General features: G+C 58.8%; 7 protein-coding genes. 6 read left to right on the top strand and 1 reads right to left on the bottom strand.

Annotated features, from left to right (window positions below; all coding sequences use genetic code 11):
• Window positions 1-165: 165 nt before the first annotated feature.
• Genes C3L37_RS18960 through C3L37_RS18950 form a run of 3 tightly spaced genes read left to right on the top strand, consistent with a single transcriptional unit; the run spans window position 166 to window position 3,812 of the window.
• Window positions 166-1,437: a four-carbon acid sugar kinase family protein gene (locus tag C3L37_RS18960; protein WP_129116141.1), complete on the top strand. Its 1,272-nt coding sequence runs from the start codon at window positions 166-168 to the stop codon at window positions 1,435-1,437.
• Window positions 1,430-2,437 (top strand): 4-hydroxythreonine-4-phosphate dehydrogenase PdxA, encoded by a 1,008-nt coding sequence (gene pdxA, locus C3L37_RS18955; RefSeq protein WP_129116140.1) that lies wholly within the window; start codon window positions 1,430-1,432, stop codon window positions 2,435-2,437. The genes C3L37_RS18960 and pdxA overlap by 8 nt, the downstream gene beginning before the upstream one ends.
• A 58-nt stretch (window positions 2,438-2,495) precedes the next feature.
• The gene (locus C3L37_RS18950) at window positions 2,496-3,812 is read left to right on the top strand and encodes a DUF362 domain-containing protein (RefSeq protein WP_228546362.1); all 1,317 of its coding nucleotides are present in this window, start codon (window positions 2,496-2,498) and stop codon (window positions 3,810-3,812) included.
• 309 nt (window positions 3,813-4,121) lie between these two features.
• Here the strand turns inward: C3L37_RS18950 and C3L37_RS18945 are convergent, their stop codons facing one another.
• On the bottom strand, window positions 4,122-5,537 hold the full coding sequence (locus C3L37_RS18945; protein ID WP_129116139.1) for a sodium:solute symporter family protein: 1,416 nt from the start codon (window positions 5,535-5,537) through the stop codon (window positions 4,122-4,124).
• Window positions 5,538-5,715: 178 nt separating this feature from the next.
• Here C3L37_RS18945 and C3L37_RS18940 point away from each other — a divergent pair, with 178 nt between their 5' ends.
• The 3 genes from C3L37_RS18940 to C3L37_RS18930 all read left to right on the top strand — a co-directional run bounded on the left by C3L37_RS18940 (window position 5,716) and on the right by C3L37_RS18930 (window position 12,902).
• The gene (locus tag C3L37_RS18940) at window positions 5,716-6,894 is read left to right on the top strand and encodes a M24 family metallopeptidase (RefSeq protein WP_129116138.1); all 1,179 of its coding nucleotides are present in this window, start codon (window positions 5,716-5,718) and stop codon (window positions 6,892-6,894) included.
• Between the two features lie 71 nt (window positions 6,895-6,965).
• On the top strand, window positions 6,966-7,454 hold the full coding sequence (locus tag C3L37_RS18935) for a universal stress protein (RefSeq protein ID WP_129116137.1): 489 nt from the start codon (window positions 6,966-6,968) through the stop codon (window positions 7,452-7,454).
• 840 nt (window positions 7,455-8,294) lie between these two features.
• Entirely contained in the window at window positions 8,295-12,902 is a 4,608-nt protein-coding gene (locus C3L37_RS18930; protein ID WP_164974815.1) for a GAF domain-containing protein, read from the top strand.
• Window positions 12,903-13,362 lie beyond the last annotated feature (460 nt).

Raw genomic sequence — 13,362 nt, 5'->3', positions numbered from 1 at the left:
GTGGGGCAGTCCGCTAAGTATACGTCGCTGGCTGAGTCGTTTCGTCTACCACCATAATTTCGGCTAACCGAACCGGACACTAAACAACCGCACGCTAGTCGAGGAGATCCCCACTAGACAGTTCCTCACGGGGTATTTTACCTCTTTACGGTATAGTTGTCTCCAATGCACTCTGCCGTTATTGTCGCCGACGACCTCACGGGTGCGATGGACACTGCACACGGGTTCGCCGCCCGCGGCTACCGAACGTCCGTTCTTGCGGTCCCCGCGTCCGACCGGAATGCCAGTCCGGACGTCCGAGAGTCCGCGATACTGGGAGTCAACACCGACAGCAGATACGCCGACAGACAGCAGGCGGTTGACGTCGTCACCGAGAGTGTGACGTCTATCACCGCAGAGATCGTCTACAAGAAAGTCGATTCGACGCTTCGAGGGAACCTCGTTGAGGAGGTTGACGCAGCACTCACAGCGTCGGATGTCGCCATTGGTCTGGTCGTTCCAGCGTTTCCCGCTGTTGGACGGACGACGGACGACGGCGTCCACTACGTCGACGGGACGCCAGTCGCCGAGACGGAGTACGGAGACGACGAAAAGGGACCGTCATCGTCGTCGCTGTCCGACCTGTTCGAGGGACTCAACCGACCGGTCCAGAATGTCTACACGCCCACTATCGAGGCGGGAAGCGACCGCGTGGCGTCGGTGCTGGCGGACGTGGTCGTTCGAAACGACCATCCCTCGATTCTCATCTGTGACGCCAGTACGGACGAACACCTGTCGACGATTGCCGACGCCAGCGACGGATTCAACGCTCTCTACGTCGGCAGCGGAGGGTTGGCGGAGCACATCTCCGTCCCCGACGGCAACGACTCGCCTTCCCCGCTGGAGCGGTTGGACGGTTCCCCGCTGGGCATCGTCGGGAGTGTGAACGCAACGACACTCTCTCAACTCAAACGCGTCCCCGACGACACCGTGATAGAACTCGATCCTGTCGAACTCTTGGCCGAGGATGGCGTCGACGAAGTCGCGAGACGAGCCGCCGAACAACTCCAAGCCAGCCGAGCCACCGTCTTGACCGCGGCAACAGACCGTGAATCGGTCGAACGAACCGTTGAGGCGGGGAAAGCGCGCGGTCTCTCGCCTAACGAAATCCAAGAGCGCGTCGCAACCATGCTAGGAGAGGCCGCGATGCGTACCCTTCAGAGAGAGGAACCATCTGGGCTTTTCCTCACGGGAGGCGACGTCGCAATCGCCGTCATCCGAGCACTCGACGCAACAGCCGTCACACTGACCGGAACGTCGATAGGTGTGGGAATCCCTATCGGTACCCTCGCGGACGGTTCCGCGGCAGGAACGCCGATCGTCACGAAAGCGGGGGGATTCGGAACGCAGAGGACGATCATTACCTGTCTTGACGCATTTGTTCGAAACGATGTGTGAGAAACCCCCCGTCGTCGGGATTACCATGGGCGATCCCGGTGGCATCGGCTCAGAAGTGATAGTCAAGGCATATTCCGATGTGCTCGGTTTCAGCCGTCCGCTCATCATCGGCGACGCGGACGTCGTCGCTGACGCGATTGACGTCTGCGAGCGGTCACTGTCCGTCGACCGTGTCAACGCTGTGGCGGACGCGCGTTTCGCTCCTGAAAGCATCCCTGTTCTAGATTTAGATAACGTCGATACGCTCGTCCGCGGGGAGATTCGCAAGGAGTACGGTGCGGCGAGTCTCGAGTACATCGAACGCGCTATCGAACTCGCCCAAGCAAGCGAGATCGACGCAATCACCACGGCACCGATCAATAAGCAGTCAACGAAACTCGCTGGCAGTAACTATGCCGGCCATACCGGTATGCTAGCGGATTACACCGAGACGGACGACTACTCGATGATGCTCGTCGAAGACGAACTGCGCGTGACTCACGTGAGCACTCACGTCTCGTTGCGGGAGGCCTGTGACCGAGTCACGACGGAGAACGTCTTGAAAACGATTCGGCTGACGGATGCCGCACTGCGTGATCTCGGCATCACATCGCCGTCGGTCGGCGTTGCCGGACTAAACCCTCACGCCAGCGACGGGGGTTTGTTGGGGAACGAGGACGGCGCACGGATCGAACCCGCGGTCGAACGCGCTCGCAACGAAGGCATCGACGCGACTGGCCCCGAATCCCCTGACACAGTGTACGTCCGAGCGGCCCGCGGAGAGTTCGACTGCGTCGTTTCGATGTATCATGACCAGGGGCACATCCCGATCAAGATGCTCGGGTTCGCCGGTGGCGACGCGGTCTCCGGAGTGAACACGACGATAGGGCTTCCGATCATCCGGACGAGCGTCGACCACGGAACCGCCTTTGACATCGCCGGCGAAGGAATTGCCTCCGAGCAGAGTTTAATCGACGCCGTCAAAGTCGCCGTCGAGATGGCGGGCCGCGCAGACAAGTGATCACCCGTAACACCGATGCTGCCGAATACGAACCACGTCTCTCCGATCAAAGTCCACCATGACCGAAATTCCACTCGACGTTCCGAGCCCGGATCGACTAGCAGCGGCAAACGATGCGACCGTGGACGACCTGCCCCGGTTCGCGCCGGCGTCAGTCGATTGGGAGATCGACACTGTTCCAGACGTGCGGGAAGCGGGGCGAGAGGCCGTCGTCGATCTACCGGCGATCGAGTCGCTCCCGGCCGATGCAGAGGTCGCAGTCACCGCCGGGAGTCGCGGCATCCACGACTTCCCCGCGATGGTCGAGGGTGTCGTTGACGAGCTGAAAGACAGGGGACACGAGCCGTTCGTCTTCCCGTCGATGGGGAGCCACGGCGGTGCCACGGCCGACGGCCAGCGACGAGTTCTCGCGGATCTCGGAATGACCGAGAAATCGCTCGGCTGCCCCGTCAAGTCGTCGATGGACGTCGTCGAAGTTGGCGAGTACGACGGCAGTCCCGTGTACGCCGACCGGTTTGCCGCCGATGCGGACGCGATTCTGATCGCCAATCGCGTCAAGCCCCACACCGACTTCTCCGCACGTATCGAGTCCGGTCTCTGCAAGATGGCGGTCATCGGAATGGGAAAACATAGGGGTGCAGAGATGATGCACAACGCGGCGCTGACCGGCGACATGGGCGCGGAGATTCGAGAACGAGCGCGCGTCATCTTCGACGAACTGCCAGTCGTCGGCGGTGTGGCGCTGATCGAGAACGCGGCAGAGCGAGCGGCACACGTCGAGGGCGTTCCGACTGGGAAGATACTCGATCGGGAACCGGAGTTGCTGGAGCGAGCCTACGAGGAACTGCCGCGGCTACCCGTCGACGACCTGGATCTGCTCATCGTAGACGAGTTGGGAAAGGAGGTAAGTGGAACCGGAATGGACACTAACGTCATCGGCCGAACCTACTTCCGAGGTGAGGCGGAACCGGAGACCCCGGACAACACGCGAATCTACGTGCGCTCGCTCACTCCACCCTCTCACGGGAACGCCCTCGGGATGGGGCTTGCAGATCTGGTCCACCGCGATCTCATCGCTGACGTTGATTTAGGCGACACGTACGTCAACATCGCAACGAGCGGCGAGACGCGGCGTGCGAAGATTCCGTTGATCGTTCCAGACGACGTTAGCGCCCTCCTGTTGGCTCCTTCGATTACGGGTACCCCGAACCCCGAGGAGTTGCGAATCGCTCGCATTCCCAATACGATGGAGCCCGGAACACTCCTCGTTTCCGAGCCGATCATCCCGGAACTCAGAGCACGTGAGAACGTGACCGTCGGGGAACCCCGACGGCTCAACTTCCAAGACGGCGATTTGTCGGACATCCCGTATTGAGGAACCCCTCACCACTGTCCGTCGAGATTTTTAACTGAATTGAGGTGCTAAGGCCCCTCCCCACGACCTCGCTTCGCTCGGTCGTTGAGGAAGGGGCCTTAGCGCCTGCGGTTAGGTAAAACAACCAAGTACCTCCAAGTCCTGTACAGGATAGGAGTACCGGGGGCGTGGCACTCCCATCGGCGTGTCGGGTCGGAAACGTACGTTCCCAACCCAGCGCAAACGGGCGTGGGAAGCCCACGACTTGGATCATGGGAGGAGGTCACACGCCTGCACCTCGCTCCGAGGTGCGAGTATCGCTTGGCCGCGCTACTTGATATCAGTCACGTTCGCTTTAGACTTTTCAGTACTCGTGAGCAGACTGACGCCCACGATGACGAGTGCCGCAAGCGGGGCTGAGACGATGACTGCATTCAGGTCGAACGGTTGTTGAAGCACCGTATCCCAGGCGATCGTCACGCCAAATCCGACAGCCATCCCTGCAATCCCTCCGATTCGCGTCACCTGATCTCGCATGAGAAAGATCGCAAAGAGTGCGGGCGTGATCGTCGCACCGTACGCCGTGTAGGCCAGGATTTGAATGGAAAGAATCGTCGGGAAATACTGACCGAGAATAAATGCAAACGCACCGAGGACGACGACGGCAACGCGCGTCAGCCAAAAGACACGCTGGTCCGAGGCATCAGGGTTAATAAATCCACGATACAGGTCCTGTGAGACGTTTGTACTCGCAGAGAGCAGGTAGGAGTTTCCAGTTGTGATGATAAAGGCAGTCGCTGCAGCAAGTAGAATACCGCCGATCCATGGCGGAATCACGGTCGTCATCGAGATCATTGCCATTCCGGGATCGATATTGGGGAACATCGAGCGGGCTGCGAACGCGATCACGGGGATTACTACACTCGCGAGTGCTACCCCGGCGAACCACCAAATCATGCCCCGATTCGTTCCCTCATCGCTTTTGCCAGCGACAATTCGCTGGTACATGTTCTGATCTGCAAGAATCAGCAAGACAACTGGTGCCCAATATCCGAGGAATTGGAGCGCGCTCAACGACCCAAGTGGTTCGAGAGACTCTTGGGGAACGCTCGCTGTAATTGTCTCCCACCCGCCTGCGCTCGCGAGAATGAACGGAAGTCCGATCAGCAGTCCGATGACCATCAAGAAGGCGCTCAGCGCGTCAGTATATGCGACGGATAACAAACCCCCGAGCATCGCCAGCCCGATAATCATCACCGCAGCAATGAGCGTCCCTGTTTCAACCGAAATCCCCGTCGTGACGTTCAGGACAAATCCGAGCCCGATGAACTGGTAGGACACGATCCCCACGTACGCGACCGCAATCACAACGAGACCGATTGCCTTTGCCTCCTTTCCGAGCCCTTCTTCGAGAATCTCTGGGATGGTGTACTTATTGTATCCCCGGATACGCGGCGCGAGGAGTCGAAGAACGAGAATTCCACCTAATGCAGCAGTCCCAAGGAGGACAGCGGGCCAGAGTCCAAATGAATACGCGATCGAATTGCCACCCCCAGTGATGCTTCCCGAGCCCATCCAGGTTGCCAATAACGTCCCTGCAACAATGGCTGTACCCAGGCTTCGGCCAGCCAAGAGAAAGTCGTCAGCTGTCTCAGCTTTATTGTATGCCCAAGCGCCGATTCCCCCCATAATAAGGAGATATCCAACAACCGGATATATCAGCGTGATATCCGCTTGTACAGCCATCTTTACACACATCCTCGGTGCATCTGGGGCGATCGCGAAACCACTTCCCCAGTAGCTCTCATCATGTTCGATCGAGCGATTATCTTCAGAGACCCTCTGTTGCTTTTGAGCATCACTGTCTATTCCTCAGTGTGATTAGGGATAAATATACCTTGGTCAGAGGAGTTAGCTCATCTAGATGCGCTCCCTACGCATTCCGAAAGCAGAACACCGTGATCGTGCTGCCGATCTCCTTGCTCAGGCTGAGTCTGATGGATACGATGGTGTCGTGCTGTTCTCCGCCCTTAACATCCACTATACCAGTGGGATGTACCATCTTCCAACAGAGCGCCCGTGTGTTCTTGGGATCACATCGGATCAAATCGAAGCAGTTGTCCCCCGTCTCGAACAGCAGCACGCCCACGACGAGCAGTTTCTGATCGATGATGTGTACGTGTACTTCGATTACCCGCAGGGCAAACCGATGGAGCTCGTCACAGATATGTGTGATTCGCTCGGGATTGCCGACGGAGCGATCGCTGTCGATAGTGACGGGAGCCCAGCTCGAAATGGATACACTGGGCCTGCGCTCTCAGACGTCATCTCGGGTACCGTCGGTGTCGAAGACTACGTGACGCAAATGCGTGAGTGTAAAAGTGAGATCGAAATTGCTCTAATTCGCGAAGCCAGCGTTTGGGCCCATCTTGGCCATTCACTTCTGCAAGCGAAAATCGAACCGGGGCGACGTCCAGTTACTGTCGGGGCAGAAGTCGAGACGGAGGCGACAGAGATTATGCTCGACACGCTGGGCGAGCGTTATGTGATGATGGACTGGGCGACTCCAATGACGTGTAAGTTCACGACGGGCACCGTTACAGCACGTCCACACAGCGTTGATCAAACGACTCCAATCACCAAGGGAGACAACATCGTAACGATCGTCAAGCCCTCTGTTGGTGGGTATACAACGGAACTAGAACGAACGATGTTCGTCGGCAAGCCTTCTGAAGATCAACGAAAATATTTTGAGATCATGCGCGAGTCGCAGGAAATTGCGATCGAGGCTATCGAACCTGGCACTGAATACGGGGGGGTCGAAGATGTTGTGATGGAGTACTATCATGAGCAAGGAGTTCATGAGTATGTCCAACACCACATCGGCCATAACATCGGCATGCAGGGGCATGAACGACCGTTCTTAGATCGGAGTTACGAAGGAACGATCCGACCCGGTGAGCTGTACACCGTCGAACCTGGCTTCTATATACCCGAGATTGGTGGCTTTCGCCATTCAGACACCGTGCTTGTGACGGAGAACGGCACTGAGACACTTACGTACTATCCACGTACCGTCGACGAGTTGACGGTTGACGTCTGAGAATGACTAAGACCTCCTCGTGATTGAGGCTTCGATTCTATATATACTTGCCACTCTAATATGGGGAAGATATGTACGGCAATATTCTAATCCCGACGGATGGCAGTCGTGCAATGGCGAGTGCCATCGAACAGTGCTTTCATCAAGCCGAGTTGAACGAAGCTACCATTCATGCCCTCTACGTCGTTGATATTCGCGCTTACATGCGACTTCCCGAGAAAATTCAGAAACAGGTTATCCACGTCCAGGAACAAGAGGGAGCACACGCTCTCGAATACTTTGACGATCGAGCAACGGCCTCCGAGATCGAGATCGTCACCGAGATTCGGCACGGGATCCCGTATGAAGTGATTCTCGACTATGCAAACACGAACGGGATTGATCTCATCTTCATGGGGACACATGGACGAACAGGTGAAGAAAAACGAATTTTGGGAAGTATTGCAGAAGAAGTCGTTTGTCATGCTTCCATTCCTGTCTTAACGGTGCATATGAGAGTGGAGGACGTCGAGAGGCTCGAAGAGGACATCTCAGAAGAACAGCGACGATATATTACCTAGCCGTCATTGTGTCTGGAATTGAGGACGGTACACTTCCGCCCTCGACCCTGAATACCGGAAACACACATAGGGGAAGATATCACCCACACGGATTCTCCTCCCGTGCAGCGTGAGCTTATTACCCTCATTGACCGAAACGAGGAATGAGAGGGTTACAGGATTTCAGGTGAGAAAACCCACGTCTTGAGTCGTGGGATGAATCGCCGTCATCGTCTCCTTTCAGTGTGTGGCATAGTCTTAGGTGCTCTCCGCGCGGTTCTATACCTATCCGACGTGGCACGTCCGCGCCCATACCGGGACAATCGGACACATTCGGACCCCCGACCGAGACCCGACGGTACCCCGTCGGGATACCTCACGTCGGGTACCGACGCTACAGACCCAAGTACCTCCGAATCCGCCGACGCACCTCGTAATCCACTTGGAAACGAGTGGAGTCGTGGTGTTGAGGATAGGAGTACCGACCGTTTGGCCCAGCCAGCACCTCGTCGGTGTGCGAACCGTAAACATCCCAACTCAACGGGCCGTCGCTCGTGGGAATCCCACGAGTTTAGTCGTGGGAGGAGGTCAACATCTAATCGGCGCCGCGATCAAGACGAGAGGCCCCATCCACTTCGATGATCGTCTGCACCCGATTTTCTCCCCCGTGAACAGACACCGATCTCTGGAGAGAGGGGACCAAAAAAATGGGTTTACCAGGCTCTCGTACCCGAGACGCATTCAAACCGCGTGCCCGTCTCACCAGGCGACAGCGGAAAGAGACACGCACGGAGATCCCAATTTATGCCGCCGGGGTTCTATCGACAGAACGCTTTTGCCTGCGCTCACCGAAGCCCTCCTATGACAACGGCCGCACCAGCACAGAAAGACGTGTTGGAGAAGGTCGACGACCTTGGCTCACCTGGCACACCGGTGACGACTCCGGAGGTCGCCGAGGGATTCGACTGTACCCAGCGGACAATCTACAACAGGCTGGAGGCGCTCGTCGGCGACGGCATCCTGGAGACGAAGAAGGTCGGGGCCAACAGCCGCGTATGGTGGCGACCCATCGCAGAGCTCACTCAGCGAAGCGAGACTCCACAGGGGCGAGAGCCGGTCCGCTCCCATCCAGTCTTCGACTCCGAGCTGGTCGGCGTTATCGTCTGGGGGAAAGACCTCACGATTAGAGACGCGAATGACGCCTTTCTCGAGATGGCGGGCCTTGAGTACCAGGAAGCGCTAGGCACGGCGTGGCGGGACCTCACTCCCGAGGAGTTTCAGCCGGCCTCGGAGCGACACATCGAGCAGGTCGAAGGGACCGGCAGTGGAATCCCCTACGAGAAGCAATACTACCACACGGACGGCTCGCGCTGGTGGGGGCTGTTCGAGTCGCGGCGGCTGAACGACGATGAGTATCTGGAATTCGTCATCGACATCACCGACCGAAAACATCGGAAAGAACGTCAGCGGTGCCTGGCCGGACTCAGTGACTCGCTCCAGCCGCTCAGCGATTCCGACGAGATCATGGCGACGGCAGCAGAACATCTCGGAGCGTATCTGGACGTATCACAGGTCGGGTATACGCTGGCTGAAGACGACGAAGACTCGGCTGTCGTCGTTGGCGAGTACGGCGATGGTCGGATGCCAAACCTAGAAGGGTACCGGTTCAAACTTTCAGATTTCAGTGACCAGTTCCAGACGGCCCTGCGTTCCGGCGAGACGGTCTTCTTCAAGGAGTACGAGTCGGATCCCCGGACGTCGGCGGGTGGATCGACCGAGGCAGAATCCATTGGTATCGAGGCTGGTGCGATGGTGCCGCTCCAGAAGGACGGTCAGCTCGTCGCCTGGCTGTACGCTGCTCATCCGGAACCACGTCCATGGTCCGAAGACGAACGACAACTCTGCCGTGACGTCCTCAATCGCACCTGGGCGGCCATCGAACGGGCGTGGACCGAGGAGGAACTGCGCGAGAGCGAGGAGCGACTTGATGCCTTCGTCACGACGACCTCCGATGTCGTCTATCGCATGAGTCCCGACTGGTCAGAGCTGTACTACTTGGATGGACAGGAGTTCATCGTCGACACCGAGAAGCCCCGAGAGACGTGGCTGGAGGAGTACATCCCGCCCGACGAACAGTCGCGGGTAATGGCGGCTATCGACGAGGCTATCGAGACCAAGAGCACGTTCGAACTGGAACACCAGGTGGTGCAGATCAATGGCACACGGGGATGGACGCACTCGCGGGCAGTGCCGATGCTTTCCGACGACGGCGAAATCACTGAGTGGTTCGGCACGGCCAGTGACATCACCAAGCGCAAAGAGACCGAGGAGGCCCTCCGTAAGAGCGAGAAACGGCTCGAAACCGAACTGGAGGCCGTGAAGCGGTTACACGAGGTCAGCACTCAGTCGATCCAGAAAGACGACGAGGATGTCCTGTACGATGCCGTCCTCGACACCGCCGTCGAAATGCTGGATGCCGATTTCGGGGGTCTGCAGCGGCTCGACCCCGAGGCAGACGATCTCGAACTGCTCACCCACGTCGGGCTCACGGCAGAGGCTGCTAATCTGTGGAAGCGAGTTGGAGTCGAGTCGGGGTCGATCTGCTCGGTGGCTCTTGAGACAGGCAAGCGCGTCGTCGCCCCGGACGTCGAGACGTGCGAGTTCATGTCCAATCCCGAGGACCTCAAGATGTGCCGCCGGATCGGCATCCGGGCGGTCCAGACCACGCCGCTGGTCTCCCGGAGCGGGGAGATGCTCGGGATGCTCACGATACACTGGGCGAACCCGCACGAGCCATCCGAGCGCGATCTCCACCTGCTGGACGTGCTTGCCCGGCAGGTCGCCGACCTCCTCCAGCAACGGTCGGCCTACGAGGCGGTACGCGAAAGCGAGGCGAAGTACCGTACGCTGTTCGAGTCGATCGACGAGGGCTTCTGCACCATGGAAGTCCTCTTCGACGAAGACGACAAGCCTGTCGATTATCGTTTCCTGGAGACGAACCCGGCGTTCGAAGAGCTAACCGGTCTCGTCGACGCGGAGGGCGAACGATTGCGGGACCTCGAACCCGACCACGAAGACCACTGGTTCGAACGATACGGACGGATTGCGCTGACGGGCGAACCGAAGCGATTCACGGACGAAGCCAAATTTCTAGACGACCGATGGTTCGACGTCTACGCGTTCCGCATCGGAGAACCGGAAGAACGGATGGTGGCAATTCTCTTCTCTGACGTCACCGAGCGCAAGCAGCGAGAGCAGTTACTGAAGGAACAAAAAGAGCTGCTTGAACTGATCGCCACAGGTGCGCCACTTGAGGAGTGTCTCTCCGCGCTGTGCGCTGCTATCCCGCGGCTGGGTTCTGGCGTCCGGGCCTGTGTCATGCTCGCAGACGACGAGCGCGAATCGTTCCAGCGGCCCATCGCTCCAGACCTGGGGCCATCGTGGGGGGAGGGTCTTGAAGACGCACCGATCAACGACCTCATGATCGGCACGTGCGGAGAGGCGGTGTTTCGCGGCGATAGCGTCACCTGCGAGGACGTTACTACCGACGCCAGATGGTCGGAGGAGTGGCGTGCACTCTGTGTCGCGAACGACGTACTCGCCGGGCATTCAGAACCCATACGAGATGGAGACGGCGAGCCCATGGGCTCGCTTATGCTCTGTTTCGACGAGCCACGCACTCCGACCGAGTGGGAACACCGATTAACGGACTTTGCCATCTATATCGTGGGCATCGCGGTCGAGCGCCACCGGTCACGGCAAGCACTGAGGCAGACCAATGAATCCCTCAAACGCCTCAACGACGCAAGTCGCGAACTGATCAACGCCGGGACACAGGAGATCAGCAATCGCGCCCCCGCACTCGTACAGGAGGTGCTTGACGCCGACTACGTCGCTCTCTGTCGATACGACGACCGGACTGGAGATCTCCACGAGCATATCCGCCATACGAGCCCCGAAATAGATCCGCAGGCAATCGAACTCTCTGACGAATTTTCCGACCAGATCTGGCAGACGTTCATCGGCGACGATATGGACGTTGACAACGATCTCGACGGCCCCGAGTGCGCGTCTTCGGAGTCGTCGCTGCGGAGCCGCGTGCTCGTGCCGCTTGGGAGACACGGCGTCATCTGTGTTGGGTCGACGCGAACCGGAGCGTTCGACGAACGAACGGTTGACTTCGTTTCGACGGTCGCGGCGACCGTCGAGACGGCGTGGGACCGCGCCGCCGGCGAAGAGGAATTAGCACGCCGCAACAAGGAGTTGACTCGCCTCGACCGACTCAACACGCTCATTCGGGAGATCGACCAGGCGCTCGTGGCCGCCGACACGCGTGAGGAGATCGACGCTGCCATCTGCGAACGAGTGGCGAACTCCGACCTCTACGAGTTCGCCTGGATCGGCGACCACGATTCGTCGACCGACGTGGTCGAGCCACGGACGTGGGCTGGCGTCGATAGCGGCTATCTGGAGGATCACACGATCGCGGTCGAGGACACGCCAACCAATCGAGATCCCATCGCTCGTGCACTACACACTGGCGACCTGCAGGTGGTTGCGGACATCGCAACGGCCAGCGACTTCGCCCCCTGGCGGGAAGCGACGCTCGAACGCGGCGCTCGGTCGCTCGTCTGCATTCCGCTCGCCTACGACGACGCAGCGTACGGCGTGTTGACCGTCTACGCCGACCACCCCCAGTTGGACGAGGACGAGCGGAATCGGGACGTGCTCTCGGAGCTCGGCAACACGATCGCTCACACGATCAACGCCCGGGAGACGAGAGCGACATTACAAACCGACAGCGTCGTCGAACTTTTGCTCCGGTTCGAGGACGCCGACACGCCGCTGTGTCGCCTCGCCCGGGAGACGGGATGTACCATCGATTACCAGGGAGTCGTTCCCCGGTCGAACGGGCATGCCGACATCTTCTTCATTGCTCGTGACATTTCACCGGAAGACGTTCAGGCCACAGCAGCGGACCTCCTTGCGTTCACGGATCTAGACTGTCTTACCGAACGCGGTGGTGGCTCTCTGTTCAGGGCGCGGGTGTCCGACCCGCCGCTTGCCGCTCGAATCAGCAATGAGGGCTGTGTCGTCCACTCGATTACCATCGATGCCGATATCGCAACCACCGTCCTCGATGTCCCACATACGGTAGCAGTCCGTGAGTTCTTAGACCAGCTCCGTCAGTGGAACCTGGACTTCGAACTGCGCGCTCGTAAGTCGCGCGAACGGCCACTGAAGACGCGGGAAACCTTCGTAAACGCGCTTGAGGACCGACTGACGGACCGACAGCGGGACGTTCTGCAGACCGCCTACCTGAGCGGTTTCTTCGAGACCCCGCGTGTGAGTACGGGCCAGGAAGTCACCGAACTTTTAGAAATTTCTCAGCCCACATTCTCCGAGCATTTGCGGGCCGCTGAACGATCCATCTGCGACGTCGTCTTTGACGAGGTATCGAACGCGTAGGGTCACGTGGTGCGCTCATTCAAACGACCCAGTCGTCACCCATTGACACATGGATCAAGCGGAAGCCTACGACTTTAGTCGTGGGTCTACGCGATAGTCACGGCCCATCTACCGCAAGATTTCGGCCGTCTGGGGTCGCTTGTGAGTCTAACTCGAATGGGAAAAGTGGGCTTGAATTGGGGTAGCCCGTTAACAAAAACCAGTAACCCTACCCGCTCGGGGACTACCGAAATGGCTTCGATGGTAGTCGGGTCGATGGCACGGCCTGTGTGCCACAAGCGGGGGCGTCCGCATTCGCACGGACTGGCGTCGTCACGCGCTCACCGCCCCGACGTGGTTCGCACAAACCGGCAATAGACTCTCCGACGGGTCAGCGCGGACCCCGAGCGAGGGAATCCCACGAGTAAACTCGTAGGAGGATGTCAAAAACAACCCGTAGTATTAGAATCGGATTTGGGGA

The organism is Halegenticoccus tardaugens, assembly GCF_004116405.1.
Taxonomy (GTDB): Archaea; Halobacteriota; Halobacteria; order Halobacteriales; family Haloferacaceae; genus Halegenticoccus; species Halegenticoccus tardaugens.
Note: the sequence above shows the minus strand (reverse complement) of the source record. Positions and strands in the feature narration are given on the sequence as shown.